The 26,202-nt window shown below is 70.5% G+C and carries 28 protein-coding genes and 1 pseudogene; 16 read left to right on the top strand and 13 right to left on the bottom strand.

Going from position 1 to position 26,202, the window contains the following annotated elements; all coding sequences use genetic code 11:
* The first annotated feature begins 838 nt into the window (after positions 1 to 838).
* Positions 839 to 1,876 (top strand): site-specific integrase, encoded by a 1,038-nt coding sequence (locus HZS56_RS11750; RefSeq protein ID WP_108990617.1) that lies wholly within the window; start codon positions 839 to 841, stop codon positions 1,874 to 1,876.
* Positions 1,877 to 2,037: 161 nt separating this feature from the next.
* Here the strand turns inward: HZS56_RS11750 and trxB are convergent, their stop codons facing one another.
* Together trxB and HZS56_RS11760 are read right to left on the bottom strand one after the other, a co-directional pair.
* Positions 2,038 to 3,009: a thioredoxin-disulfide reductase gene (gene trxB / locus HZS56_RS11755; RefSeq protein ID WP_108990616.1), complete on the bottom strand. Its 972-nt coding sequence runs from the start codon at positions 3,007 to 3,009 to the stop codon at positions 2,038 to 2,040.
* Positions 3,006 to 3,428, bottom strand: a complete 423-nt coding sequence (locus HZS56_RS11760) for an arsenate reductase ArsC (protein ID WP_108990615.1) — start codon at positions 3,426 to 3,428, stop codon at positions 3,006 to 3,008. Before HZS56_RS11760 ends, trxB begins: the two co-directional genes overlap by 4 nt.
* 95 nt (positions 3,429 to 3,523) lie before the next feature.
* Between HZS56_RS11760 and HZS56_RS11765 the strand changes: the two genes are divergently transcribed.
* From HZS56_RS11765 to HZS56_RS11780, 4 genes are all read left to right on the top strand, one after another.
* The gene (locus HZS56_RS11765) at positions 3,524 to 3,832 is read left to right on the top strand and encodes an ArsR/SmtB family transcription factor (protein ID WP_030329993.1); all 309 of its coding nucleotides are present in this window, start codon (positions 3,524 to 3,526) and stop codon (positions 3,830 to 3,832) included.
* The gene (gene arsB / locus HZS56_RS11770) at positions 3,829 to 4,944 is read left to right on the top strand and encodes an ACR3 family arsenite efflux transporter (protein WP_108990614.1); all 1,116 of its coding nucleotides are present in this window, start codon (positions 3,829 to 3,831) and stop codon (positions 4,942 to 4,944) included. Before HZS56_RS11765 ends, arsB begins: the two co-directional genes overlap by 4 nt.
* Entirely contained in the window at positions 4,941 to 6,005 is a 1,065-nt protein-coding gene (locus HZS56_RS11775; RefSeq protein ID WP_108990613.1) for an ArsO family NAD(P)H-dependent flavin-containing monooxygenase, read from the top strand. The genes arsB and HZS56_RS11775 overlap by 4 nt, the downstream gene beginning before the upstream one ends.
* Before the next feature lie 117 nt (positions 6,006 to 6,122).
* On the top strand, positions 6,123 to 7,460 hold the full coding sequence (locus HZS56_RS11780; RefSeq protein ID WP_159107048.1) for a hypothetical protein: 1,338 nt from the start codon (positions 6,123 to 6,125) through the stop codon (positions 7,458 to 7,460).
* Here HZS56_RS11780 and HZS56_RS11785 read toward each other — a convergent pair.
* Positions 7,444 to 8,490 (bottom strand): flavin-containing monooxygenase, encoded by a 1,047-nt coding sequence (locus HZS56_RS11785; protein ID WP_108990611.1) that lies wholly within the window; start codon positions 8,488 to 8,490, stop codon positions 7,444 to 7,446. The genes HZS56_RS11780 and HZS56_RS11785 overlap by 17 nt on opposite strands.
* A gap of 46 nt (positions 8,491 to 8,536) precedes the next feature.
* Here HZS56_RS11785 and HZS56_RS11790 point away from each other — a divergent pair, with 46 nt between their 5' ends.
* Positions 8,537 to 8,881 carry an ArsR/SmtB family transcription factor gene (locus tag HZS56_RS11790; protein WP_108990610.1) on the top strand — a complete coding sequence of 115 codons (345 nt, stop codon included), beginning with the start codon at positions 8,537 to 8,539 and terminating at the stop codon, positions 8,879 to 8,881.
* Between the two features lie 25 nt (positions 8,882 to 8,906).
* On the opposite strand, the gene HZS56_RS11795 is transcribed toward HZS56_RS11790, so the two are convergent.
* Positions 8,907 to 9,272 (bottom strand): ArsR/SmtB family transcription factor, encoded by a 366-nt coding sequence (locus HZS56_RS11795; RefSeq protein ID WP_108990609.1) that lies wholly within the window; start codon positions 9,270 to 9,272, stop codon positions 8,907 to 8,909.
* A 74-nt stretch (positions 9,273 to 9,346) separates the two neighbouring features.
* Here HZS56_RS11795 and HZS56_RS11800 point away from each other — a divergent pair, with 74 nt between their 5' ends.
* From HZS56_RS11800 to HZS56_RS11840, 9 genes are all read left to right on the top strand, one after another.
* Positions 9,347 to 9,517, top strand: coding sequence for a hypothetical protein (locus tag HZS56_RS11800; protein WP_167468340.1), 171 nt, complete (start codon positions 9,347 to 9,349; stop codon positions 9,515 to 9,517).
* A 31-nt stretch (positions 9,518 to 9,548) separates the two neighbouring features.
* Positions 9,549 to 10,943 carry an FAD-dependent oxidoreductase gene (locus tag HZS56_RS11805; protein ID WP_108990608.1) on the top strand — a complete coding sequence of 465 codons (1,395 nt, stop codon included), beginning with the start codon at positions 9,549 to 9,551 and terminating at the stop codon, positions 10,941 to 10,943.
* Positions 10,944 to 11,086: 143 nt separating this feature from the next.
* Complete coding sequence (locus HZS56_RS11810; protein WP_374201130.1) at positions 11,087 to 12,196, top strand: MFS transporter; 1,110 nt, start codon at positions 11,087 to 11,089, stop codon at positions 12,194 to 12,196.
* Positions 12,197 to 12,227: 31 nt separating this feature from the next.
* The gene (locus HZS56_RS11815; RefSeq protein WP_253914108.1) at positions 12,228 to 12,824 is read left to right on the top strand and encodes an ATP-dependent DNA ligase; all 597 of its coding nucleotides are present in this window, start codon (positions 12,228 to 12,230) and stop codon (positions 12,822 to 12,824) included.
* Positions 12,825 to 12,986: 162 nt separating this feature from the next.
* Positions 12,987 to 13,304 carry a hypothetical protein gene (locus tag HZS56_RS11820; RefSeq protein ID WP_108990606.1) on the top strand — a complete coding sequence of 106 codons (318 nt, stop codon included), beginning with the start codon at positions 12,987 to 12,989 and terminating at the stop codon, positions 13,302 to 13,304.
* Positions 13,301 to 13,669, top strand: a complete 369-nt coding sequence (locus HZS56_RS11825; RefSeq protein WP_108990605.1) for a hypothetical protein — start codon at positions 13,301 to 13,303, stop codon at positions 13,667 to 13,669. Before HZS56_RS11820 ends, HZS56_RS11825 begins: the two co-directional genes overlap by 4 nt.
* A gap of 356 nt (positions 13,670 to 14,025) precedes the next feature.
* Positions 14,026 to 14,379: an SPDY domain-containing protein gene (locus tag HZS56_RS11830; protein ID WP_108990604.1), complete on the top strand. Its 354-nt coding sequence runs from the start codon at positions 14,026 to 14,028 to the stop codon at positions 14,377 to 14,379.
* A gap of 105 nt (positions 14,380 to 14,484) precedes the next feature.
* Positions 14,485 to 14,775: a hypothetical protein gene (locus HZS56_RS11835; RefSeq protein ID WP_108990603.1), complete on the top strand. Its 291-nt coding sequence runs from the start codon at positions 14,485 to 14,487 to the stop codon at positions 14,773 to 14,775.
* Between the two features lie 15 nt (positions 14,776 to 14,790).
* Positions 14,791 to 15,612, top strand: coding sequence for an SPDY domain-containing protein (locus HZS56_RS11840; RefSeq protein ID WP_108990602.1), 822 nt, complete (start codon positions 14,791 to 14,793; stop codon positions 15,610 to 15,612).
* Between the two features lie 170 nt (positions 15,613 to 15,782).
* Here HZS56_RS11840 and HZS56_RS11845 read toward each other — a convergent pair whose 3' ends face one another.
* Together HZS56_RS11845 and HZS56_RS11850 are read right to left on the bottom strand one after the other, a co-directional pair.
* On the bottom strand, positions 15,783 to 16,475 hold the full coding sequence (locus tag HZS56_RS11845) for a hypothetical protein (protein WP_108990601.1): 693 nt from the start codon (positions 16,473 to 16,475) through the stop codon (positions 15,783 to 15,785).
* Between the two features lie 79 nt (positions 16,476 to 16,554).
* Entirely contained in the window at positions 16,555 to 16,998 is a 444-nt protein-coding gene (locus HZS56_RS11850; RefSeq protein ID WP_167468339.1) for a hypothetical protein, read from the bottom strand.
* A gap of 194 nt (positions 16,999 to 17,192) precedes the next feature.
* On the opposite strand from HZS56_RS11850, the pseudogene HZS56_RS11855 reads away from it, so the two are divergent.
* Positions 17,193 to 18,009 (top strand): annotated as a pseudogene (locus HZS56_RS11855) (SDR family oxidoreductase).
* A gap of 18 nt (positions 18,010 to 18,027) precedes the next feature.
* Here HZS56_RS11855 and HZS56_RS11860 read toward each other — a convergent pair.
* The 7 genes from HZS56_RS11860 to HZS56_RS11890 all read right to left on the bottom strand — a co-directional run bounded on the left by HZS56_RS11860 (position 18,028) and on the right by HZS56_RS11890 (position 24,928).
* Positions 18,028 to 19,761 carry a relaxase/mobilization nuclease domain-containing protein gene (locus HZS56_RS11860; RefSeq protein ID WP_174855479.1) on the bottom strand — a complete coding sequence of 578 codons (1,734 nt, stop codon included), beginning with the start codon at positions 19,759 to 19,761 and terminating at the stop codon, positions 18,028 to 18,030.
* Positions 19,758 to 20,384 carry a hypothetical protein gene (locus HZS56_RS38120; RefSeq protein ID WP_244942248.1) on the bottom strand — a complete coding sequence of 209 codons (627 nt, stop codon included), beginning with the start codon at positions 20,382 to 20,384 and terminating at the stop codon, positions 19,758 to 19,760. The genes HZS56_RS11860 and HZS56_RS38120 overlap by 4 nt, the downstream gene beginning before the upstream one ends.
* Before the next feature lie 321 nt (positions 20,385 to 20,705).
* Complete coding sequence (locus tag HZS56_RS11870; protein ID WP_108990598.1) at positions 20,706 to 20,897, bottom strand: hypothetical protein; 192 nt, start codon at positions 20,895 to 20,897, stop codon at positions 20,706 to 20,708.
* A complete protein-coding gene (locus HZS56_RS11875) occupies positions 20,894 to 22,516 on the bottom strand; it encodes a hypothetical protein (protein ID WP_108990597.1) in 1,623 nt (540 codons plus the stop codon). The genes HZS56_RS11870 and HZS56_RS11875 overlap by 4 nt, the downstream gene beginning before the upstream one ends.
* Positions 22,513 to 23,154 carry a WhiB family transcriptional regulator gene (locus HZS56_RS11880; RefSeq protein ID WP_108990596.1) on the bottom strand — a complete coding sequence of 214 codons (642 nt, stop codon included), beginning with the start codon at positions 23,152 to 23,154 and terminating at the stop codon, positions 22,513 to 22,515. Before HZS56_RS11880 ends, HZS56_RS11875 begins: the two co-directional genes overlap by 4 nt.
* Positions 23,155 to 23,312: 158 nt before the next feature.
* Complete coding sequence (locus HZS56_RS11885; protein WP_108990595.1) at positions 23,313 to 24,029, bottom strand: zinc finger domain-containing protein; 717 nt, start codon at positions 24,027 to 24,029, stop codon at positions 23,313 to 23,315.
* A 2-nt stretch (positions 24,030 to 24,031) separates the two neighbouring features.
* A complete protein-coding gene (locus HZS56_RS11890; protein ID WP_216720662.1) occupies positions 24,032 to 24,928 on the bottom strand; it encodes a helix-turn-helix domain-containing protein in 897 nt (298 codons plus the stop codon).
* Positions 24,929 to 26,202 lie beyond the last annotated feature (1,274 nt).

Below are 26,202 nucleotides of genomic sequence, written 5' to 3' on the forward strand. Positions count from 1 at the left end.
GGTGTGCACCGGCTGTGCGACGGTCTGTGCTGGGGCTGTGTGGGCTGGCGCAAGTCCCACCCGGACTCGGCGAGGTGTGTCCGGTGCGCCAGGCCCGACCGGGTGGACGCAGATCGTTTGTGCCGTCCCTGCGTGATGGCGGTACGCGAGGAGATCGCAGCCGGCTTCGAGGCCGTCTTCCCAGGCGCGACGCAGCTGCGGGTATACGTGCTCGGGCTCGGGCAGCAGGAGAGCCGAAACCTCCCGCGACCGCGCGGCGCCGCCGCCCCGTACCTGGGACCGCGCCAGGTCCAGCGGCCGATCGACGATCCGAGGATCTGTCCCGCCGTGATGCTCGGACAGCAGACGCTGTTCCCGGTTCGGCGGCGTCTGGAGCGTGAGCACGCGCGCCGGATCAGCGGTCGGACGTGGCCGGAGGAGAGCGCGGTACGGGCGTTGGCCGAGGAGCGGGCAGCAGCCCAAGGGCTGACCGCGACGTGGCTCCACACGGTGATGCGGATCATCCGGTGCGCGCTCGCGATCCGGGATACCGAGGGGGAGGCACTCGTCGCCCCGGAGATGCTCGATCAGGTGCGGTTGCCGCTGAAGGCGGCAGCGGCCGAACTGCTGCACCGAGCTGGGCTCTTGAAGTCACGGGCGGCTCCACCGCCGGCACTGTGGCCGGCCAGGGCGTGCGCGGACTGTGGCAGCTGGGGCATCACGACGAAGCGCTGCCGTGGATGCGAGACCTGGCGGCATACGCCCGAGCGGTATCCACCTGGCCGGTGTCCGCGCTGTCGACGCGACGACCTGCCCGTGCATGAGGAGGGGCTGTGCCGAGGGTGCCTGGCCTACATCCGTGATCACGGCCTCGACGCCGCCGAGGGGGCCGCCACTCAACTCTCTGCTCGACGCCGACCAACTGCGCGAGACACCGCATCAGCTGCTCACCGACGTCCAATGCCGAACCCCGGACAGAGTCGTGAGCCTGAGCGTGGAGCGCCGCGACCGACACGACGCTCGGGAGCTGATGCAGCAGATCGACCTGCTTCCCGAGCCGATGACCGAGCAGATGCACGCCTGGGTCAAGGTCATGCGTGGCGCCGGTCGCTACGAGCACCCACCCGCCGCCTACCGGCTCATCCGCCGCTACTTCCGCACGGCGTCCTCCACCCTGACCGCGTGGGCGGCCGCCGGGAAGGACCTGCGGCAGATCACGAGCAAGGACATCCAGACGGAGCTCGACCGGCACCGGGGAAACGCGGCCCGCGGCCTGCTCAACGCGCTACGGAGCATCTTCCGGGCATTGAAGCAGGAACGGCTGATCTTCCACGTCCCCACCGTCGGGCTGAAGGCGCAGGCCACTGTGAATCTGCCACGGCCTCTGTCCAGCGACCGCCTCGCCGGGGCATTGGACCGCCTCGACGGGCCTCGCGCCCGCCTCATCGTCGGCCTGGTCGCCATCCACGCCATCCACGCTGTGGAGGTGGCCCGGCTCCTGCTGACCGACGTGGATCTGAGGAACCGGACGATCACGGTGCGGCGGGGCTTGCACATCCACGTCGTCTACCTCGACGACCTGAGCACCCGGCTGGTAGCCGACTGGCTGCGTGAACGCCGCACCCGCTGGCCCCAGGCCACCAACCCGCACCTTCTCGTCACCGCTCAGACCTACCGGAATCCGTCATCGCCGCAGATCAGTTATACCGGGATGCGCTCCGCCTTCGACCAGATCGGGCTCCTGCCCCGTCAGCTGTGGGCCGACCGCGTGCTCGACGAGGCTCGTGAGACGGCAGACCCGGTTTGTCTCGTGCGGCTCTTCGGGATCCACCCCCGGGTCGCCGTGAAGTACGTACACACGGCGCACCCCGATAAGGCGCTGCCGCGAATCCGCTGAAGCTGATGCACTTGTTCGCCGTCGCTGAAAGGCCGCCACGCACTACGGTGCCGTGGCCATCCGCAGAAGCGTTCCCCCAGCCCTCCCAGTGGAGGCCGGTTTGTGAACGACAGCAGCGGGGCCGCCCGGAGGTTTCCGGACGACCCCGCTGGCGAGCCCGCTCAGGCCGGGACGGCAGTTACCCGTTCGACCTCTGCCGCGCCCCAGGCGGCCAGGTAGCGCTCGGCGTCCAGGGCTGCGGCGGCGCCGGTGCCGGCGGCGGTGATGGCCTGGCGGTAGGTGTGGTCGACGACGTCGCCGGCGGCGAACACCCCGGGCAGGCTCGTACGCGTCGTCGGGGCGGCGACGGTGATGTAGCCCTCGGCGTCGAGGTCGAGCTGGCCCTTGAAGAGTTCGGTGCGGGGGTCGTGGCCGATGGCGATGAACAGGCCAGTGACGTCCAGGTCGCGGGTGGCGCCGGTGAAGACATTGCGCAGGACGACGCCGCCGAGCATGCCGCTGGTCTCCTTGATCTCGGCGATCTCGCTGTCGAACGCGAAGGAGATCTTGTCGTCGGCGAAGGCCCGGTCCTGCATGACCTTCGAGGCGCGCAGGGTGGAGCGGCGGTGGACGACGGTGACCGAGCGGGCGAAGCGGGTGAGGAAGGTGGCTTCCTCCATGGCGGTGTCGCCGCCGCCGACCACGACGATGTCCCGGTCGCGGAAGAAGAACCCGTCGCAGGTCGCACACCACGAGACGCCCCGGCCGGACAGCTTGTCCTCGTTTGGGATGCCGAGCTTGCGGTAGCCGGAGCCGGTGGCGATGATCACCGTCCTGGCGCGGTGGACGGTGCCCGCGGAGTCGGTGAGGAGCTTGATGTCGGCGGTGAGGTCGACGGCCACGATGTCGTCGTCGATCATCTCGGCGCCGAACTTCTCCGCCTGGGCCCGCATGTTCTCCATGAGGACCGGGCCGTCGACGCCCTCGGGGAAGCCGGGGAAGTTCTCCACCTCGGTCGTGGTCGTCAGCGAGCCGCCGACGAAGATGGAGCTGCCGAACAGCAGGGGGCGCAGCTGGGCGCGGGCGGTGTAGAGGGCGGCGGTGTATCCGGCGGGGCCGGATCCGATGATGACGACCTCGCGTATCTCGTTCACGCCGTCGCCTCCGGCTTCGCGGGGGCGATCTCGGCGATCAGGCCCTCGACGAGGGTCTTGATCTCGTCGCGGATGGGGCGGACGGCCTCGACGCCCTGGCCGGCCGGGTCCTCCAGCTTCCAGTCCAGGTAGCGCTTGCCGGGGAAGACGGGGCAGGTGTCGCCGCAGCCCATGGTGATGCACACGTCCGACTCGCGGACCGCGTCGACGGTGAGGATCTTCGGCGTCTCCTTGGAGATGTCGATGCCGACCTCGGCCATGGCCTCGACGGCTGCCGGGTTGACCTGGTCGCCGGGGTTGGAGCCGGCGGAGCGGACCTCGACACGGTCGCCGGCCAGGTGGGTCAGCCACGCGGCGGCCATCTGGGAGCGGCCGGCGTTGTGGACGCAGACGAACAGGACGGACGGCTTGTCGGCCATGGTGATCGTTCTCTCTCGTCGCATGGCGGAACCCAGCCGCCAATGACTTCAGCCCCCGCTGGTATCAGCGGGCGATGATGTGAGAGTATCAGTGCATGCTGACTTCAGTCGATCCTGACGTGATCCGGGTGCTGGGCGATCCGCTCCGCCTGAAGATCGTGACCCTGCTGGCGCGCGAAACGCTCTGCACGACGCACCTGGTCGAGGAGACCGGAGCCAAGCAGACCAACCTGTCCAACCACATGAAGGTGCTGCGCGAGGCCGGGATCGTGGAGACCGAGCCCTGCGGCCGCTTCACCTACTACAAGCTCAAGCCCGAGGTCCTGGCCGGCCTGTCCGAGCAGTTCGCGGAGCTTGCAGCCTCCGCCCGTACCGCCGCCGAGAACAAGAGGGCCTGCCCGTGACTTCCACCGAGCCCACCACCGCCGCCCCTCGTCCGGCTGGCGGCGGGGACGACTCGATCGTCAAGAAGCTCTCCACCCTCGACCGTTACCTCGCGGTGTGGATCCTGATCGCCATGGCCGTCGGTCTCGGTCTCGGACGCGTGATCCCTGGACTGAACGACGCGCTGGCGAAGGTGGAGATCGGCGGGATCTCCCTGCCGATCGCGCTCGGCCTGCTGGTCATGATGTACCCGGTCCTGGCGAAGGTCCGCTACGACAAGCTGGACGCCGTCACCGGCGACCGGAAGCTGATGATCTCCTCCCTGGTCATCAACTGGATCCTCGGCCCCGCGGTCATGTTCGCGCTGGCGTGGATCTTCCTGCCGGACCTGCCCGAGTACCGCACCGGGTTGATCATCGTCGGGCTGGCGCGCTGCATCGCCATGGTGATCATCTGGAACGACCTTGCCTGCGGCGACCGCGAAGCCGCCGCCGTGCTGGTGGCCCTCAACAGCGTCTTCCAGGTCATCGCGTTCGGCCTGCTCGGCTGGTTCTACCTCGACCTGCTGCCGGGCTGGCTCGGCTTGGGCGACGGCGAGCACCTGGACATCTCCATGAGGGAGATCGCGCTGAACGTGGTCATCTTCCTCGGCGTCCCGCTGCTGGCCGGCTTCCTGACCCGCCGCGTCGGTGAGAAGAGGATGGGCCGGGAGGGCTACGAACAGCGCTTCCTGCCGAAGATCGGCCCGTGGGCGCTGTACGGGCTGCTGTTCACGATCGTCATCCTCTTCGCCCTGCAGGGCAAGACCATCACCTCCCAGCCTCTGGACGTTGCCCGCATCGCGCTGCCGCTGCTGGTCTACTTCGCGGTCATGTTCTTCGGCACCTTCCTCCTCGGCAAGGGCCTGGGTCTGGCCTACGACCGCACTACGACCCTGGCGTTCACGGCGGCGGGCAACAACTTCGAGCTGGCCATCGCGGTCGCCATCGCGACCTTCGGTGTCACCTCCGGCCAGGCCCTCTCGGGCGTGGTCGGCCCGCTCATCGAGGTCCCGGTCCTGATCGGCCTGGTCTATGTCGCGCTCGCCTGGCGACGGAAGTTCGCCGCCGACGCGGTGACGACGGCGCCGTGACGCAGCGCACGGATGTGGTGGTGGTCGGCGGAGGCCAGGCAGGGCTCGCCGCCGGCTACCACCTGCGCCGCCAGGGTCTCGACTTCGTGATCCTGGACGCTGATCCGGCGCCGGGCGGGGCCTGGCAGCACATGTGGGACTCGCTGCACCTGTTCTCCCCGGCCCAGCACTCCTCGCTGCCCGGACGGCTCATGCCCGCCCAGCCCGGAGAGACCTATCCGGATGCCGGGCACGTGGTGGACTACCTCACCGACTACGAGAAGCGCTACGACCTGCCCGTCCAGCACGGCACCCGCGTGGACGCCGTACGGCCCGACGGCGACCACCTCCTGGTCGAGGCGGACACCGGCACCTGGCGGCCCCGCGCGGTCGTCAGCGCCACCGGCACCTGGTCGCGGCCCTTCCTCCCCACCGTCCCCGGCCGCGAAGTGTTCACCGGACGGCATCTGCACACGGTCAGCTATCGCTCCCCGGCCGACTTCGCCGGGCAGCGCGTTGTCGTGGTCGGCGGCGGGAACTCCGGCGCCCAGATCGCCGCCGACCTCGCCCTGGACGGCCGCGTCGAGGTGACGTGGGTGACCCAGCGCCCGCCGCGCTTCCTGCCGGACGACATCGACGGGCGTGCCCTGTTCGACGTCGCCACCGCACGCCGCCGCGCCCTCGAGGAAGGCCGTAGCGACACCGGCGGGGTGGCCTCGCTCGGCGACATCGTGGCCGTACCGCCCGTCCGTTCCGCCCGCGGCGCCGGACTCCTGAGCGTCAGGCCGATGTTCGCCCGGCTCACCGCCGACGGGGTCCGGTGGGACGACGGCAGCCACAGCGGTGCTGATGCGGTTGTCTGGTGTACCGGCTTTCGCCCGGCCTTGGCCCATCTCGCCCCCCTGACCCTGCGTGGCCCGCGCGGGCACATTCCTACCGCCGGCACGCGCGCCCTCGGCGAGCCGCGTCTGCACCTGCTCGGCTACGGCGACTGGACCGGCCCGGCCTCCGCCACCCTGATCGGCGTGGGCCGCCCTGCTCGCGAGGCCGTCCAGCAGATCGCGCGTCAGCTGAGCACCTGACCTCGCGGTCCGGTCTGCACGGCTAGCAGAGACCATCTGCTGGGCTTGCTGTCGCACCCAGCGGGGTGGTGGTAAATCCGCCGCGCCAGCCGGGTCACGCGGCGTCTAATGGGCGCCATGACCGACCCGACTTCCTCTCCCTCTCAGCTGTGGCGCTACGTCCAGGACGACGACCCCAGCGCGTTCACCCTCATTGTGGAGACTCCCAACGGGCCCTACGTGCGGCGGATACCTCCGGCCCTGCCCCTGCCGTCCGGCGTCGACCATGGCTCCGGCGCCGAGGCCGCCGCCCACACCGCCGCAGCCACGTGGGGCATGCCCGACTTCGTCTTCCAGCAGGCTGATCACGCCACCAAGGGGTCGGGGCGCCGGGAGCTGGGCGACCGGTTGCTGCTGGCCGGCAGGCGAGGCGCGGTGGTCCAGGTCAAGGCACGCACGATCAAGCCCAAACCGGATCCCCAGGAGGTCGCCTGGATCCAGAAGGTGGCGGCCAAGGCGATGAGCCAGGCCAAGGGCACCGTGCGGCAACTGCGCATGCTGCCCGCCGACATGGTCAACGGACGGGCCCGGACGCTGCAGGTCGACGGCAACGCCTACGAATGGGTCGCGGTGTTCCTGCTGGATCACCCCCAGGTCCCGCAGGGCGCCCAGGCCACCTGGGAGCCGATCGGGATGCCTGCCATCGCGCTGACCCGCCGCGACTGGGACTTCCTGTTCGACCAGCTGCGCTCCACCACCGCAGTGCTCGACTACCTCTTCCGTGCAGCTGCCGAAGAGCCCGTGCCGCTGGGTGAGGAGCCGGTCCGTTTCTACGAGCTGGCCGCCGCGGATGCCGCCGCGCCGCCCAAGGACATCGACACCGAGCTGGTCGGTCCGGGTGGCACGCTGTTCTCCACACCGCGGCTGCCGCAGGCGCCGGCCGGCTCGGACGGCACCCACGCCCACCTCATGATCCGCATCATGCTCGAAGACGTGGCCACCAGCCTCCTGCGCGACTCGGTGGCCGAGGGCGACCGCTTCACGGTGCTGTCCGACTTCGACCGGCTGCCGGTGCCGGCCCGGGCCGAGTGGGGTCACCTGCTGCTGGACATGCTCCGTGACGTGCCAGAAGTGCCCGAGGAACACTGCAAGTGGCGCTTCCGGCGCCTGCTCGAAGAGGACGGCACCCGGCAGCTCATCGTGGGCGCGGCCACCCGCTTCGACCCCATCATCGAGGCCGCCTTCTCCGCGTACGTGCAGCTGCGCCACCACGAGGTCACCGCGCGTACCGGCCGGGCCGAGGAATCCTCCACGCTCGGAGTCCTGCTCACTCCGCGCCGCGACGGGGTGCGGCCATGGGACACCAGCGCGGTGCGTGTCCACGGCGACCTGGACCTGTCCGAGGAAGAGATCCAGGTCTACAGCGAGGAGTGGAACCGCGCGACCGAGAGCTCTGACGTCAGCGTGAGCGGCTGAGCCGGGTCAGGACGTGCGCGGCGTCGCGGCCGACACCGCGCAGGGTGTTGGAGGAGAAGCTGCGCTGGAACTCGATGCCGACGAAACCGAGCCCGGGAACGGTGGCGATGCCGCCGCGGTGCCGGGGCCTTCCGTCGGCGTCCAGGGCGCCGCTGTCGTTCAGGTAGGGGTGGGTGAGGCGGTAGCCAGTGGCCCAGATGACGGCGTCGACCGGTTCCTTGGCGCCGTCGGCCCATACGGCACCGTCCGGGGTGAGGCGGGTGAACATCTCGCGCCGTTCGACGCCGTGGGTGTCCAGAGCCGTGCGGTAGTGGCCGTCGTCGAGGACGGACACCGGCATCTTCTCCAGCAGCCGGCTCAGCGGGGCGGTGTCGAAGCGGGTGTGCTTGAACCACCAGTGGACGTCCCGGCCCAGCGGTCGCTGCTTCATCCAGCCGATCGGCCGGCGGCTGGCCAGCGTCGTCTCGGTGACCGTGCCGAGTTCGGCGGCGATCTGCACCGCGGAGTTGCCGCCGCCCACGACCACGACCCGTCGGCCGGTGAAGGGTTCGGGGCTGCGGTAGTCGGCGGCGTGCAGCGACTGCCCGGCGAACTCCTCGCTTCCGGGCACGTCCGGCGTGTACGGGCTGCGGAAGGCGCCGGACGCGGCCACGACCGCACGCGCCGTGAACTCGGCACCGTCCTGTGTGCGCACCGCCCAGGCGCCGTCGCGGGGCAGCACCGAGGTGACCGTGGTGGAGGTGCGGATGTCGGCGTCGAGCCGGCGGGCGTAGGCACGCAGGTAGTCGACCACCTCGTCCCTGGTCGGGTAGCGGTCGCCGTCGCCGGGGAAGCGCATGCCGGGCAGCGAGGAGTACCGGGCGGGGGAGAACAGGGTGAGGCTGTCGTAGTAGCGCGGCCAGGATCCGCCGGTCTGCTCGGCGGCGTCCAGGACCAGGGTGCGGGCGAAGCCATGGCGCGGGGCGAGGGCGGCGGTGGCCAGACCGGACTGGCCGGCGCCGATGACGATGAGGTCGGCGTGGTGCTCCATGAGAACCTTCTCCTGTAAATGTCGTTGTTTCGGGAAGTGACGAAATATGAGCCAGGGAGAAGCAGAGGCGGCGAACGGTGAGGCGGGCGAGGGGGTCGACCCGGCGACGGCCGACTTCCTCAAGGCCCTGGCGAGCGAGACCCGCCAGCTGGTCATGCAGCAGTTCGCGGGCGGTCGCGAGCTGACCGTCGGGGAGATCGCCGAGCGATGCGGCCTCAAGTCCTCGACCGCGTCCGAGCATCTGAGCCTGCTGCGCCGCGGCGGCCTGGTTCTCTCCCGCAAGGAGGGCAAGCAGGTTTTCTACCGCGCCGACGGCGCCACGATGGCGAGCCGCATGGACGCGCTCAAGGAGTACCTGCTGCGCTGCTGCCCACCCGGATGCGGCGACTGACAGCCCGCCCGCCTCGGGGCAGCCGTCAGCTACGCAGATCGAGCATGGCGGACATGGCCGCCACCACGGACGGGGCGACCTGGTAGTAGACCCAGGTGCCGCGCCGCTCCGAGGTCAGCAGGCCGGCCTCGCGCAGCTTCTTCAGATGGTGTGAGACGGTCGGCTGGGAGACGCCGACGTCGGCGATGTCGCACACGCATGCCTCCCCGCCCGGATGCGAGGCGACCTTGGAGAACAGCCGCAGACGCACGGGATCCGACAGCGCCTTGAACATCGCCGCCATCTTCTGCGCATCCGCCGTGGACAGCTCCCCGGCCGTGATCGGCGGGCAGCACGGCACCACGTCGCCGTCCTGCAGAACGGGCAACTCCACAACCTCTGGATTCGACATGTGTCTATGTTGACACTCGTCGATACGAGTGGCAAGCTCCGAGGTATCGACAGGCATCGAAACAAGGAGTCGTCGTGACCACCGCCCTCCGTACCGTGCTTTCGGTGGCCCGGGCCCGCCGCACCGCCCGCCACCTGGCCGGCGTCAGCTTCTGCGACAGCTGCGCCCAGGTCAGCGACAGAGCCACCCGAGCGGCAGAACACCGCCAACACCACCAGCTGACCGCCCTCACCCACGCGCGCTGACCCCCTTCGCCCCTCAAGGAGACCGAGCATCATGAGCACCCAGCAGCTCCCCGTCGTCGTCATCGGAGCCGGCCCCACGGGCCTGGCCGCTGCCGCCCACCTCGTCGAGCGCGGCATCGAGCCTCTGGTCCTGGAAGCGGGACCAGCCGCCGCCTCCGCGGTGCGCGAGTGGAGCCACGTGCGCCTGTTCTCCACCTGGGGCGAGGTCGTCGACCCGGCCGCCGAGAAGCTCCTCGCCCCCACCGGCTGGATGCGACCCGACCCGGCCGCCTACCCCTCCGGAGGCGACTGGGCCGACCTCTACCTGCAGCCGCTCGCCGACGTCCTCGGCGACCGCGTCCGCGCCGGTGCGACTGTCACCGGTGTCTCCCGGGCAGGCCGGGACCGCATCGTCGACGCCGACCGGGAGCAGCAGCCGTTCGTCGTGCACATCACCTACGCCGACGGCCGTGAGGAGCGCGCCTTCGCCCGCGCGGTCATCGATGCCTCCGGCACCTGGGTCACGCCGTCCCCGGTCGGCGGCAGCGGCCTGCCCGCCCTCGGCGAGAAGGCCGCCGCGGACCGGATCGCCTACCGCGTCCCGGACCTGAAGGACCCCGCCGTCCGCGCCCGGTACGCGGGCAAGCGCACCGCCGTCATCGGCTCCGGTGCCTCCGCCTTCACCGCGCTCGCCTACCTGGCCGACCTCGCCAAGTCCGACGGCGGTGAGGGCACGAAGGGGGTGTGGATCCTGCGCCGGGGCATCTCGGGTTCCACCTTCGGTGGCGGCGAGGCTGACCAGCTCCCGGCGCGTGGCGCGCTCGGGTTGGCGGCGAAGGCCGCCGTCGACGAAGGCCACGCGGACGCGGTCACGGGCTTTCGTACCGAGGCGATCGAGCGCGACGCCAACGACCGCCTGGTCCTGGCCGGCGAGGACGGACGCCGCCTGGACCCGGTCGACGAGGTCATCGTCCTGACCGGCTTCCGCCCCGACCTGTCCTTCCTCGACGAGCTGCGCCTGGGCCTCGACGAACGCCTCCAGGCGCCCGTCGAACTGGCTCCGCTGATCGACCCCAACCAGCACTCCTGCGGCACCGTCTACCCGCACGGCCACCGCGAGCTCTCCCACCCCGAGCAGGGCGTCTACCTGGTCGGCATGAAGTCCTACGGCCGCGCCCCAACATTCCTCGCCATGACCGGATACGAGCAGGTCCGCTCCGTCGCCGCCGCAATCGCCGGCGACCTCGCCTCCGCCGACCGCGTCGAACTCACCCTCCCGGAGACCGGAGTCTGCGGCGGCGCCGGCCTCTTCGACGCCCCCGACGCCCAGGAAGCCGACGGCGGCGGCTGCTGCGCGCCCGCGCCGCAGCTCGTCCAGCTCGGCGCCCCCGCCACGGTCGGGGCCGCTTCCGAGCAGGCCCCGGCAGGCGGCTGCTGCGGCTCGTGACCGACCTGAACACCCGCGACGGCGGGGTCGCGACCGGAACAGGAGACCGGTCGCGACCCCGCGCCGCCCTGCCAGCCCTCTGCGCCACGCAGATCACCAGCTGGGGCATCGTCTACTACGCATTCCCCGTCCTCAACCCCCAGATCACCGCCGCGACCGGCTGGCCGACCGGAGCGACCACCGCGGCGTTCTCCCTCGCTCTCGTCGTCTCCGCCCTCGCCGGAATCCGCGTCGGGCGCATCCTCGACCGGCGCGGCCCCTGCACCGTCATGACCCTCGGCTCCGTGCTCGGCGTGGTCAGCCTGCTAATCGTGGCCGCAGCCCCCAACGTCCTGGTCTTCATCGCCGGTTGGACGCTGGCCGGACTCGCGATGGCGACCACCTTCTACCAGCCCGCGTTCGCCGCCCTCACCCGCTGGTGGGCACCCGACCACGTGCGCGCCCTGACCGTCGTCACCCTCGCCGGCGGGCTTGCGTCCACCGTCTTCGCGCCCCTGACCGCAGCTCTCGCCGACCATCTGTCCTGGCGCCACACCTACCTCGTACTCGCCGGCATCCTCGCCGCCGTCACCATCCCCGCCCACGCCCTGGCCCTGCGCGCACCCTGGCCCGACGCCCCAACGAGCCCCGCACACGGGTCCCCAGGCGCTGCCGAGATCGGACGCAGCCGACCGTTCCTCCTGCTCGCCGCCGCCTTCACTCTGTCCGGCTTCGCGATGTACGCCGTCGTCATCGCCCTCGTCCCGCTCCTCCTAGAACGCGGGTACACCACCAGCCAAGCGGCCTGGGCCCTCGGCATCGGCGGCGCTGGGCAGACCCTCGGCCGCACCCTGTACGCCACCCTCGCGCATCGCACCGCCGCAACAGCCCGCACAACGATCCTGATCGCGCTCGGCGCACTGACCACCGCCGCATTCGCCGCCGTCCCCGGCCCGTACGCCCTACTCATCGCCGTCTCAGTCGTTGCCGGCATGGTCCGCGGCAACCTCACCCTCCTCCAAGCCACCGCCATCACCGACCGATGGGGCACCACCCACTACGGCCGCCTCTCCGGACTCCTGGCGGCACCGGCAACCACCGCGGCAGCCCTTGCGCCATTCGCCGGCGCCGCATTGGCCGTGTCCCTAGGCGGCTACGGACCGCTCTTCATCCTCCTGGCCACCGTCTCCGTGGCCGCCGCACTCATCGCACCGTGGACCGCCGATGCGTCCAACCGCTCTGACTGCCGAGTCATCCCTGTCAAGCACAGATGAACCCGCCTTGGTGCCCGGCCTCAACTGGGTAATGCCGCGCGGGTTCAGCGATCGCATCCTCCAGGAATCCACGAACCCGTCTGCCTCCGTGTGGGACGTCCCGGCGCTTCCGACGGGGGACGTGCGTGCGCGTCCGTACGAGGAGAGGCGGGCGATGATGCTGGACGTCCTGGGGGGGGGGCTCCCGTCGCCTTCGCCGATTCAGGCCGTGTCGGCGACGGACGACGTCGAGGTGGCGCGGGTCTGGTACGACACGCTTGTCGCCTCGGGCGTCGAGGGTGTGGTCGCGAAGCTGGGGAGCGCCCCCTATCAGGCAGGCCGGTCGTCGTCGTGGAAGAAGGTCGGACACGCGGAGACGATCGACGCGGAGGTGGTGGGGTTCACGGGGGCGGCGGGTCGACCGCGGGCGCTGGCGGTGCGGTTGCCTGACGGCCGTGTTGCGTTGTCTCAGCGGCTCGGGGCGCAGCTGGCCGCGCAGGTCGCGGCGGCGCTTGTGGCCGTTGCCCCGGCCGCACGAGGTCGGGCGGCCGGGGGCGAGTCGTTCACGGCGGCGGAGCCCGGACTGCTCGTCGAGGTGCTGGCGGGGACGACGAGGCATGCCGTGGTCACCGTGACGCGCGTGCGGTGAGCTGCCGCGGACGAATCAGGAGAAATGGCCGGCTTTCAGCTTGGCGAAGGACCGCGGGTCTCAGCGCACGAACTCCTCGCTTCGGCGTGGGCGTGGGCACGCAGTCCCTGAGCTGGGGCTCCGTTATCCACGAACGATCGGAGACCTCGTTACGCTGCGGCGGTGACCGAGCCCTCCCCGCTGCCAGGCGACCCCTCCGAGCTGCACCTGCGCATCTCCTACGACGACGGACTCTGGGACACTCCCCAGGCTGACACGCTGGAGTGCTGGGATGTGGCCATCCTGCACCGCCGACGCGCCCATGGTGAACATCACGAGCCGGTCAGCTCCAGCGGTTGTGCGACTGCTGACTGTCCCTCGTGCACGGTCGAGGACGTAGTCGTCGGCTCCATGACGTTCTACCGGGTGCACCTCGATCGAGGCCGCAACGCCTACTGGCCCATGGAGGAGGAGTCGGAGGAACTGTACGAGACTGCGTGACGCTGGATCCGCCATGGCGCGGGCACGGCCTGGCGGCCGTGCTTGCCTGCGAGGTGATCACCCGGCTCATGGCCGGCTGCCGGGCCGTCGCCTGTTCGCCCGGCATCACCGATCTCAGCAGCCATCGGCTGACGGCCAGAGCCGAGTGGGACCGCGTGAACGCCAAAATTGCCCAGGGGTGGGAGAGCCTGGGTTTCCGTCCCTACCGAGACAATGTCTTTCTTCTGTCTCCCGCCTCGCAGGACCTTGAGGAGCAGCGCGGCGCCCTTCGCCAGCATCTTGCCGACCTTGGGGGGCTCTGGCGGACCGATGCTTCGCGATCCGTCTCGCTGTCGGAGGAGACAGGCTCGGCAGAGAGCCTGTGAAGCCCCGAGGAGGGCGGTGTCCCTCCTTGGGCTGGTGACGCTTGGGGAACCAGTAGCAAAGTCATCGTGGGATACCTGTCCCGACTCGGGACGGATCCGATGTCCCGAGTCGGGACACGCCGCGTGTCCCGACTCGGGACAAGGTCGCCGGCGGGCTGTACGGCGTAGTCCCCACGCGGGAGTGCGCCGGGGCAGCTGGCGTTAGGGCCACGGAATCTGAGATGCCACAGCTGTTGACGGACGGCAGTTCGCCGGGGGCAGACAGGAATGATCGGGGAAAGACTGGCCAACGGGCGCGAGGGCATGTCAACGTAGACGACCTTGCAAGAAACCCCAGGTCAGAGAGGTGATTGCTCGTGACCGTAGCCCCTGCGGGCCCCGGTTTCTCCACCACCGTGGAAGCCCTGAGACTGCGGGAGTGGCAGCTCGGCCCTGGTCAGCCGACTCTGGTCATGGACCAGTTCTCCGCCGAGGACTTCCATCTGATCGTCGATGATCGCGCTGACGTGCACGTCAGCTCCAAGGACGGCCGGTTCTACCTCGGCTGGTTCCCGCTCGGCCGACCCGGCACGGACGGCGAGGGGTGGAAGATTGCTGTCACCGGCACCGCCCAGGTCCGCGGCTACCACCTGTCGTTCGACACCGAGACGCCGGCCGACATCGTCGCCGCCGCCGTGGCGAGGGTGCTGGAGACCTCACGCCGTCTCTGACAGCGCGGCCACCGATACATGGCGCCCGCCCTGTGAGCGCTGGCGGTGCCGTAGGCCGGTCCGGCTTCACCGCCCCTGTTTCCCCCGAGCCCTAGGAGGCTGTTCGTGACGTCCTCGGAGATGACCGTCGGCGATCTCATCGATCGGTTGTCCGGCTGCGACCGGAGTGCTCCGGTCCGTCAGGCCATGAACCCGTTCTTCCCGATGGCGCATCGCTTGGCGCAGGTCCTGCAGTCGGTCGATGAGACCGGCCGGACCGTTGTCTACCTCGCCGAAGGAGCCGAGCCGGACGCACAGCTTGGCCACCTTCTGCCGGAGGTTGCCATCGCCCTGACCTGGCAGGGCCCCGTCCAGGCGCCCCCGCGCCGCCCTCGCCGCCGCGCCGGCGGCAACTAGACCCGCACCGAGTCATTGGAGGCGCCTCTGTACCCCGACCTTCCGCCCGACCCGTCCGCCCCGCGCGGCGGCCAACCTGCTTTCTGGGTCGGTCCCCGGCACTTGGCCGGCGACGATGGACGCCTCTACGACGTCGTCGCCGACGCGCTCGCCGGCCTGGGCTGGACGAGCCTGACGATCGTCCGCGGACGGCACGAGCCGGACGAGGAACCGGAGGACCGCCAGGTCCTGCGCAGCACCGTCCTCCACATCAGCCCCGACGCCTTGCGCTGGGCCCAGTGGGCGCTGCCGGACGAACCGTTCCATCTGGGTGGGCTGCCGATCGCCTGGCAGATCTCCGCCCGAGCCGAGGCGAGCAGCCCGCTCGCCCAGTGGTCGGCCTACTTCACCCGTGACGTCCCCGGCGAGGCGGTGGTCGACTTCCTCGTCGCGCTCGACGCAGGCAATCAGCCTGCCTCGGTGCTCGCGAGGCCCGAGCTGGTCCTTGACGCTGTCGCCGCCCACGGCTGGTTCCGCGACATCGACCAGCCCGAGGCGGTGGCGACGGATCCGACCTTCACCTCGCACATCAGCCTGGGGGAGGTGCCGCCCCTCATCCAGGACGGCGACCCACGGGCCGTGTCCGCCGAGGACGACGAGACGGGACCGCCCGGATGGCAGGCGTGGGCCGAGCCCGTGCTCGGCGCCCCGCTTCTGTGGGTGGCCTCGTTCGCCGCCAGCGTCCCGCACGATCTCGTTGCCGCCTTCGCGGCCTCCCTCAGCTCGACCGCACCGGTCCTGCGGCGGGTCCTGCCCGAGGCCACCCAGGAGCGCCTCCTGCGCGCGCCAGCCATCTAACGTCCTGCGCACCTCTCGACGACCGCCAGTCCGGCATCCTCCAGTTGGGGGCGCCGGACTTTCCTATTTCCCGGGGGAAGTGGCCGACGGGTTGTCCATGCGCAGCCCCGTAACGCGCTGCTGCCCCCGACCCGCGGTGGTCGGAGGCAGCTGCGTGACGCGCGCGCAGGTCAGCTCGTGACTGTGGCCTTGGCGAGGGCCTTGTCGAGGTGGCGGTCGACGAGGGCCGGGGAGCCGGAGACGACCAGTAGCAGGTTGCCGTCGCGGATCGCGGTCTGCTTGACCACGGTGCTCCGACCCCCGGCGATGAAGGTCAGGAGCAGGCTCCACCGCTTATCACCGCCGACGGTGGGTGCGGGCAGCTTCTGCGAGGTCACGTCGACCGGGGTGCCACCGGAGACGACCTGATAGGCCGGGCAGCCTGTCATGGCGTCGAAGATCCGGCCGATGCCGTCGGAGAGCTTCTTCACGCTGTCGCTGTACAGCTCCTCGGAGATCTCCGAGGAGCTGCCGCCGTAGGTGAAGTCCACCTTCGCCCTGTGCGGGAAGGCGAGCGTGCCGCCAGTTGCCGCGTCGCCGCCCAGCTCGCTCAAGGCCGGGCAGCCGATGACCTTGACGTCGTCGTGCTGGGCCGGACGCTCCGGCTTGGGAAGGTAGCCGCTGCCGAGGTCGCGCGGGTCGAGCAGGCGGGACTCGAGTGCGGCCGAGGAGAGCGCGGCCGGCTCCCGGGCGGCGTCGGTCGGCTTTCCCATACGAGAGGAGGAGGTCTGGTGCTCGGACCCGGTGGTGTCGGTGGAACAGGCGGGCACGGCGAGGAGGGCGGCGGTGATGCCAAGTGCGGTGGTGGCGACGCGAACGCGCATGACGGAACTGACCCCTTGGTGCTAGGCGACGGGTGGTCAGTGCGGGCCCTCGGGCCCGGTGGGGTCGTGGGAGTGGTGGTCAGTGCCCGAGGTGGTGCAGGCAGTCCTCGAACGTGGCGTAAGTCGCATCCGCCGGTCCGCTGTTGCGGTTGTACCAGGCGGTGTCGATGCGCGTCTCCAATTGCTGGTGTCCGGCCCTGCAGCGCAGCCAGATCTCACCGCGGGTGGAGAGGATGAGCCAGTCCCGGTATGCGCCGCACTCGGCGCAGGTGGCCATCTCACCGTCGAGGACCAGGGGCTGCTTCCACGGCATCATCTTGCCTTCGACCTGGTCGTGGCTCGGCACCCGCAGTTCCGCCGGGAGGAAGTCGTCCACGATGGCCGCTGGCTCGGCGGACTGCGGCTTAGGCGCCGGCACTCCGATGCCGGGCGGGACCTGGCCCTGCATCCGCGCGTGCAGTTCGGCGAACTGTCGCTGAGCTTCGCTCGGTTCCTTGGCCCTGCGGCGTATCCGGTGAAACACCCTGGCGTCCTCCTCTACCTCGGCACCTCGTCCTGCGCGTTTCATGATCGTGCCCCACGCCCTCGGCGGTTTCAATTCACAAAGTCCACAGTGACTTTCGGCAGGTCACAAGGGCATATCCCTGCATCCTCAAGGCAGCGTCGCTCGGGGCGAGGCGTTCAGAGTGAGGTGGGGGGCGTCTACCGTGGCATGCCATGACTGTCCTTCTTGTCGGAGGCAGCGGGTTCCTGGGCACCGAGCTGGTCCGCCAGGCATCTGCCGCTGGGCATCGCGTCGCCGCGACCTTCGCGACCAGGCCGTGCGATGGTCCGGAGGCCACGTGGCACGAGGTGGACCTGCGAGACGGCAGTCGTGTCGAAGAGGTCGTTGCCTCGCTTGCCCCCTGCGTGGTCATCAACGCGAGCAGCGGCAGCGCCGACTGGGCCGTCACGGCCGAAGGCCCCGTCCGTCTGGCGATGGCCGCGGTGAAGTACGACTGCCGCCTCGTTCACGTCAGCAGCGACGCCGTGTTCTCCGGCAGCCGAGTCCACTACGACGAGTCCTGTCTCCCCAGATCCAGTCACTCCGTACGGGGCAGCGAAGGCAGCGGCGGAGACGGGCATCCGGCTACTGGCTCCCGCCGCCGTCATCGCCCGTACCTCTCTGATCATCGGCGGCATCCAGTCCGAGCATGTCCGCCTCGTGCACGACCTTGCGACCGGCTCCCGAACCGGTGCGCTGTTCACCGACGACGTCCGCTGTCCCGTGCATGTCGGGGACCTCGCCGCTGCTCTGCTGGAGTTGGCCTTCACTGGCGCCTGCGGTGTACACCACCTTGCGGGTAGGGATGCCGTGAGTCGTCACGGCCTGGGTGTGCTGATCGCTCAGCGGGACGGGCTCGATGCTTCCCGGTTGCCGGAGGGCCTCCGCGTCGGCACATCGCTTTCCGGTGCACTCGACGTCCGCCTCGACAGCCGGGCGACCCAGGCGAAGCTGCGTACGAGAGTGCGCGGTGTCCACGAGTTCCTCTGAGGCGCAGCCGCACCGGCCTCATCGCGTGTTGCCGGGTGCCTCGTCACCGAAACGGCGGCCAGATGCGGTGGGCCCGGGCGTCGGCGGGCGCCTGGTCGCCGGACTCCTTGTCATGTGGTTCTCCGGGATTCCAGGAGCGTCGGCCGGCAGATCTGCGCGCCGCCGCAAACGCCACACCAGGACGTCACTGACGGAATCGGCGGTGCCGAGTTCACGGCTCTCCACGGCGTCGGCCAGGAGCGCGGCCGGGTCGTGGCCGGCGGCGTCGGCTTCTGCGATGGTCGCTGCCAGGGCGTACCAGCCGGGTTCGGCGAGGATCTGCTCGGCCAGGCTCGGCAGCGATTCGCGCAGAAGCGCTGTCTGCCGCTGGAGCATCGGCTGGCTCAGGCGTCGGCCGCGCTGGTAGAGCAGGCCGAGCGGCTGAGCGGCGGCGGGTCGGTAGGCGTTGCGCAGGTGCTCGGCGGCCCGAGTCGCGGCTTCGGCCTGCTGGGCGTGCCCCTTCCGCGCATGCCAGTGGGCGGCGGCCGTGACGAGGAAGAACAGCATGTCGATCGCCATAGCGGTGGTGGCGCCGTCCTCGCCCCGGCCGAGGGCCGGGCCTCCGTGGACGAGGTCGCGGGCCGCCTGCCGCAGGGCGCGGTCGTGTCCGCGTGCAGCGCGTACGTGGGAGCGCGAGACTCGCTCGAACGCGAAGGCGGCATCGCGTAGTTCGCGTCGGGTTTGGGCGGCGGACGTCTTCGCGAGGGCGTCCAGGATCTCGCCGGTCGCGGCGATGTACGCGGCAGCGACCGCGTCGTCACCGTACTCGACGGCCCCGATTGCCACCCACGCAGCCGTGGCCGTCCGGCGACGTGCTACAGAAGGGCTGTTGGACGAGGCGTTGCCAGCGGAATCTGGCGACGCCGTCTTGTCGAAGTCGGCGGACCAGCGCTCCCGGATCCGTGGCAGGGACAGATCCGGGGCAAGGCGCGCGCCGGGGTAGAACACGGGCTCACCGTCTTTGTTGCGGTCATCAGGCAGGGCCACCTTGTAGCCGAGCAGGTCGCCGGACGGGGCCTCGCGCTTGCGGATCAGCAGGCCGGCGGCGGCGAGGCGGTCGAAGAACTCCACTTCGCTTCGGGCGCCGGCCACCGCTCGACGTACGCTCTCCCGCAGTTCTTCGCGCGCGGTGCGCTCGCGGCCCTGGCGTTCGGCCTTGTGGCGTTCGGCGCTGGTGGGCCGCTTTGCTGCGGTGCCGTCACCGGGCGCGACCTGATGGAGGCCGAGTTCCTTTTCGATGAGGCGGGCTTCGGCCTGGGCGCGGGCGCCGGAGCGGTAGTCGTCGGGGCGGTGGCCGTCTTCGGTGACGAGGGTGGCGACGATGTGGATGTGGTCTTCTGCGTGGCGTACGGCAGCCCAGCGGCAGCCGGGCTGTCTGTCGCCGGGGTCGATGCCGGTGGCGGCGACGATGCGACGGGCGATGCCGGCCCACTCCTCGTCGGACAGGATTCGGTCGCCGGTGGCGGCGCGGACGGAGGTGTGCCACACGTGCTTGGCCGGACGGGCGTGCTTGGCGAGGGCCATGACCGGCTGGTCGAGGAGCTGCTGGAGGTCGGTGAGGGTGGCGTTCGGGTCGCGGCCGGGGTCGGGGGACATGCCGTCGAAGGAGGCCACGAGATGGGGGTCGGTGTGTTCCTCGTGCTTGCCCGGGCCGTAGAGGTAGGCCAGGAGCCCGATGGTCCGGGAGCCTGAGGAGTTGACGCTGGGGATCATGAGCCGCGGTGCTCGATCAGCCGTGCGGCGGCTTCGTGCGCGGTGTCGGCGGCACGTCGGACGGCGGCGACGGCCGCTTCGAGGTGAGGGACGTCTGCACCTGAGTTGAGTGCCTTGACTGCCTGGTTGAGGTTGCTGCCGGCCCAGCCGAGCCGCCGTCGGCTGTCGAACAGCGCTGTGATCACTTCACGCTCGTCGGCGATCTCAGCACTGGTGCGGTCGAGATCGCGAGCAGCGGCGAGTGCAGAGCGGGCGAGGAACCCGGCGACGGACAGATTGCACCGGGCGGCGGCGGATGTAATCAGGGCGTACTCGTCTTCGTTGAATCGCGTGGCGGGCTGACGCAGACGCTTCTTTGCAGGGGGCTGACGCGGTCGCTGACGGGCGCGGGGAGCAAGCTGTCGGCTGGCGCGCGGATCTGCCTGATTCCCCTCCTGCCCCGGCTTCGATCCGCCCCCGGTCGAAGCCTCAAGGACCTGCGCCCCCCGGTGCAGGTCCTCTCTCGCCCCCTCTGGGGCGGGCTCGGCGGAAGCTATGCTTCCGCCCCAACTTGCTCGCCCCGAGACCGAGTTGGAGCCGGGATCAGGTTCCGGGGTGGTGCCGTTCTTGGGTGCGGTTGTCATCGGGATTCGGACCTCGTAGAGCGGGTGCGTTGCTGGATGGTTGCCTCCAGCGCAAGGACTTCGGCGGGGCTGGCAAGGACGCGGACCGGCTTGTTGGGAAGGTCCTGGACGAGCCACTGCCCGGTCGGCATGAGGACGACGGCGTGGAGGAGGTGTCGGCGGACGAGGACCTCCGCCCAGGCGCCGGCCTCGGCGGTGGTGGGCCCGCCCGGAAAAGCGAGGGGGACGAGGAATCATGGCGTACCTCCTGAGAGGGGCGGTGGCCCGGCTTGAGCCGGGCCACCTTTACGGATGCGGGCCTTGAGCTGGGGCTTTGCCGGTTCAGCCGCACTCGGGGCAGCGCCCGACATGGCTATTGAGCGCGCGGGCCATCCGCTGCTTCGCGGAGGCAGCTTGCTTCGCACTGGACTTCGCCGCCGGCCTGCCCGCGTGCCGCTCGGAGTGAGCGAGCATGAATCTGATCTCTCGCTCGTACTCCGCACGGACGGTGTTGAACTGGTGGCAGGTCTTCATCGGGCTGTGCTCCTCGTCGTGATGTCCTCGTTCCGCAGCTCGTGGAGGACCAGGCCGAGTCGGTCGTTACCGACTCCCGTCAGGCCCTGGCGGCGGATGATTTCGCGCAGCTGCACTCGGGTGATCGCGCCGTTGCCGTCCCGTTCGAGCAGGGCGGGAACATGGGGGCGCACCTCACGGACAAGCTGACGCTCGGACTCACCCAGCTCGCGTGCCTGGCGCTCCGTCTGCGGAGTGCGGGACCGGGCCCGCTTGTCCTTGTTCTTCGTCCGGGACGTCCTGGTCGGCTTCCGGCGAAGCGGGACCTTGTGTCCTCGGTCCTGGGTGGTCTCGGTCCCGGACTGTGGGGCGGTCAGTCCTCGGTCCTGGGTGGTCTCGGTCCCGGACTGTGGAGCGGTCGGTCCTCGGTCCTCGATGGCCTCGGCCCCCGTCTTCGCGATGCCCGGTCCTCGATGAGGCGGGTCCTGAGCTGCTACTTCTCGTGTGCTGTGGTCGGTCCTCATGGCAGCTGCGGCTTCCGGTCCCGCGAGTTCGGTCCCGGGGACGGCACCGTCTTCACACGGTTCGGTTCCCGCGGCCGTCCCCGTTGCGTCGCTCTTGGTCCTTGTGTCGACCTCGGCTTCCGGGTCCGCCTCCTCGGGGACTGGTCCCCGCGGAGCCCTCGGTCCTCGGTCCCGGACCGGCTCGTCAGAACCGTCGGGACCGGGGACGGGGACCGGCACATTCGATGGCGGCTGTGCGGGGACCGTGGCGGCCGATGCGCTGCTGTGCGCCGGGGACCAGGGAGAAGGGAGCGGGACCGTGGCGAGCGCGAGTGCGTGTCGCCGGGCGGCGAGCTGGTCGAGCAGCTGTGCCCGCTGGAGAGGGTCGGTGCCGACCGAAGCCCTGCCGACCGCCTTCGACAGCCGTCGCGTCAGCCGTCGGCCGCGACGGCTCTGCTGCTGCTCGGGTGTGCGCTCGGCGAGGCGGGCGGCGAGGGTGACCGCACGGGCGGTGGCCCGGTCCCGGGTGATCTGCGCGGCGTCGCGTCCTCGCGCGGCGATGCCCAGGCGGGACAGCAGCCGCTCGCGTGCCTCCCGGCCCAGGACGGCGAACAGTCCGTGCGAGGCGGCACCCGGGGTGCGCAGGCGCAGTTCGATGCCCATGGCCAGGTGCCACAGCATCGCCGCCATGACCGGTCCGACGAAGGCGCGGACCGTGCCGCCGACGGGGCCGCTCTCGGCGTAGGCGGGGATCACCTGCACCGTGGTGATCACCCAGACCAGCGTGCCCGGCAGGCCGGGGGCGCCTTGGACGGCGAGGTTCTGCCGTGCCATCAGCGCGGTGGCGAATAGGGCGAGTTCGGCGGCGGCGAACATTCCGGCGCGCTCGGCGGTGCCGGCCATGTCGAGGTAGTCGGCGGCGAAGCGCCAGCTGGTGTCGGCGCTGTAGGCGGTGCAGCCCAGGGCGGCGACGGCGGCGACCTTGACCGCCGGGCCGCCGAGACGTTTCTGCGGACGGGTCCCCCGGCGCCGGATCGCCCAGGCGGTCAGCACGAGCGCGAGGGCAGCGGGCACGACGGCGGCGAGCAGGAGAGGGAGGTCCGAAGTAGCACCGAAGGCGAGGACAGGATGGGTCATGCTGCCTTTCCGAGAGGGGCCTGCGCCGGGGCCGACGCCGCCGGGCGGCCTGTCGGCTGCTGAGTGCCGGGAGCTGCGGGCGCGGGAGTGCCCTTGGCCTTGGAGGTCTTCTTCCGCTTCTTCCTGGAGCGGGGCACGCCGTAATTGCGGTCGCGGTCGAAGACCTTGTTGGCCGCTTGCCGGAGCAGGTCGCGAGCGTGCTTGTGACTGATCTGCAGGGCGGCGGCGAGCCGGTCGGGCTGCCAGCCCCGGACGTAGGCGTGGTCGATGACCACCTGCCGCTCGGCCTCCGTCAGGTGCACGTCGCGTCCCTGGAAGAACGCGGTCACACGCCGATAGTCCATACGCTGGTGCAGGTTGTCGTGCAGCGGGCGCCGCTCGGCTTCAGTGAGCCCGCCCCAGACGCCCTCCTTGAGGACGTTCTCCAGAGCGAAGTCCAGGCACTCGCGGCGTACGGGGCACCAGCCGCACAGCTCCTTCGCCTCCGCGATCTCCTCATGATCCCGGGGCCCGGGGAAGAACACGGCGTCGGCGTCCTCGACGTCCATGCCGTGGCACGCACCGCGGACGTGCCAGCTGGTGTCTGCGATGGCGCGCAGGCCGGTGGCCGGCGCGTCGTGGGTGGTGATGTGGCGCAAGGCAGATCTCCGATGTGCTGCCGCACCGGCCGGGCTAGGGCGGTACTCGGGGTGCGGCGTCGAGTGCCGGATGCGGCACAGGACGTGCACCGCAGCCGGCGCGGGACGGTGATGTTGCGGCGGTGCAGCGGACGGGATGCACGCACCGGAGGCGCCGGTCAAGCCAGGGCAGGCTGCTCGGCCTGATCCGTGCGCTGAGCCTGCTGAGCGGCGGCGAGGTCGAAGCGGCCCGGGTGCGGGTCGGCGCGTGGAGTGATGGCACGTACCCCGTCGTTGGGGCCGATCCGGCGGCGCCGGCACGGCTCGCCGACCGGGGCCAGACACCACTCGCATCGCACGCTCAGGGCATCGGGCAGCCCTTGCGCGACGGCGGCTTCGCGTGCTGCCCGGGCCGGCCGGAACGGTGCGAGGGCGGCTCGGGCGGCAGGCGGTATGCAGGAGCCGATCTGGTCCAGCCGAGCCTGCAGCCTCGGGTTGATCCCTTCCTGGCTGCTGGTGATGGCCGGGGCCTGCGCGGGCTGCGCCATACCGGCGGCGACGGCGCGCCGGGTGCCGACCAGCTCTGCGGTCCAGGCGGCCTGGTCGTCCGGATCCGCGGACGGTGTGGGGTCCCAGTGGAGGGCCAGGCGGTTGCGCCGGTAGCTCTCCCAGGGGCGCACCACGTCGGCGGGCTGGATCTGGTACGGCGAGGCGCGGAAGTGCTGGCGGGCGGCGACGCGGGCGTCCCAGCCGTGCGGTGTGGCCATCGGCACGTCGCCGAGCAGCTCGTGCCACTGGGCGAGCTGGTCGCGGGCCTCGCCCTCGTCGGTGCGGATGCTGCGGGGGTCGAGCCGGCCGACGTAGGCCAGCAGGGCGGCGATTTCGCGGCGGTCCATGTTCAGCCCTCCGTTCCGGTCGGCTCGTCCAGGGCGGCGAGAAGGGCGGCGGTGTGCCTTTCGGCCCGTGTCATGCCACCGGGCGCGGCGGTGTTCTGGCCGGGCACGGCGTAGAGGTTCGGGCGGCTGGGGGAGTGCTCCCGGGTGATCCAGGAGCGCCAGTCGGCAGCCCAGGCTTCCGCCGGCCTTGGAGCATGGCCCGCCCGGTGGGCACGCCACTTCGCGTCGGCGGCCTGCAGGCCCTGCTCGCCGAGGCGGTCGAGGTGTCCCTGCTGGCGGGCCCAGGTGTGGGTGGCGGGGTCGACCCGCCACTCGGTAGCCGGGAGGACGGCAGCACCACCACTGCTGTACCTCCGGTTCAAATCAGGTTCACTACGGTTCTGTGTGCCGGTGGCCGGTACATCGCTGTGCCGGTGGCCGGTACGCCGCTGTGCCGGTTTCCGCCTGGACCTGCCGGTTTCCGGTACTGCCGGTTTCCGGACCCTCGCGGGGGATTCCGGCACCTCACGCGGGCGGATCCCGTACCGCTGCAGAGCCGACAGCCGGAGCTTCGCAGGGCCGTCGGCCGCGTCCGACACCGCCGTGTCACCCGCTTCCTCCCGCTGCTCTCGCAGCGCCTGTGCGACCGCTACGGCAGCGAGAGGCAGGCGGTAGACCGTGCTGCGCTGCGGGCCCACCAGGTCGTCGAGCTGTTCCAACTCGCCGGCCAGGAGCAGACGCTCGACGGCTTCGCGCACCGTGGAGACCGAGGCGCGCGTGCGCTTGGCCAGGCTGGACAGCGAGGCCCAGGAGATGCACTGCTCGTCGGCCACCCGGTCGGCGATCGACAGCAGGACCAGACGCGCGGCCCCTCGGCTGGAGCTGTGCTCCCATACCCACTCGCGGGCTTCGCTGCTCATCGGCCACCCCCGACGAGGCGGTGGGTCCGGCGACTCGCCGGCGCCGGGGTGGTGGGGTCCGGCTCGGAGCGCTGAGGCGCCGGGGCGGAGGTGGCTGCCGCGCAGGCCAGGCGGAAGGGCCTTATGCGCAGGGCAGGAGACATGCGATACTCCCTTGTGCAGTGTTGCCACGCTGATGCGCCCCTCGGAAGGACTCAGCGTGGTGATGGTGGGCAGTCGCCGCCCTTGCCGGGGCGGTCATGCCGTTTAGCGTTCGGCGTCCGTGAGTTACCGCTCTCGGGCGCCATCGCTGTTTCCTGGACCTTCGCGGTCCGTGCCGTGCTCTCCTCGCCTTCGCGCCGTGGGCGGGCTGCCCGGGGACGACGAACATACGCACGGACCTGCGTCAAGATCCAGACTTGGTTCTTAAACTCTGTACTAGTTGCAGAAAGTCCCCGAGTGATCACATTCCGCAGCCGAGGGCGGGTGGCTGGCCGGAGGACTTCGATCTGGGGCCGAGAGTCGGCTGCCGCGCCGATCGGGAGCGCTGTTCCGTCGCCCGGGGCGGAGGGTTAGGGGCGTTCCTCCTGGCGAAGCCGACGCCCCTGCGTCTGGAGGAGAGGTTCAGCGCGCAAAAGGGGCCGAAATCCGCCGTCCTGCAGGGCTGGAATGCCATTTGGCGCTCGGCGCCCGGCAGTTGAATCCCCTGTGAGTGTCGGCGCTGATTGTGTGGCCCTCTGTCCGCCCGGCTATTCGCACCCTTCGCGTAACGCTCGCCCTGCTGTCGGGTGCCGGTCAAGGCACTGGGGCTGGGGTGACGAACATGTGCGGGGAATGCGCCAAGACTCAGATCTTGCTGAAATGCTCTCTGCGGGGTGAAGGGGCCGCCAAAATGCGGCTCCCTCGATAGATGCGGCGAACGGGAGTGCGGGCGGCAACTCGAATCCACCGACGTCCTCACAGATGATCTTCAAAGTGCCCTCCCTCGTGTCGCCTACTGCAGCGGCTTCTTCAACCGCCCAGCCGGAGTGATCCAAGTCATATCCGACCGGGAGCACCCGCGCTGATCCAGCGAGGGCATCACTCACGCCCCCGCGACTCGTCCCCGTGACCTGCGGTCCGTTGTATGGACGAACAGATCTTGGGCTTGGTCCGGATCATTAGTCAATGCACAGTAAAGATCACAGCGGAGTAACAAGATGTCTGCTACCGAAATGATCGCTGCGCCGTAATGCCGCTCAACTTGCCGATGCATACGCGGACTTCGCGAGCCAAGGAGCGGTGCGACGGCCGCA

Source organism: Streptomyces mayonensis, from assembly GCF_018982965.1.
GTDB classification, from domain to species: Bacteria; Actinomycetota; Actinomycetes; order Streptomycetales; family Streptomycetaceae; genus Streptomyces; species Streptomyces mayonensis.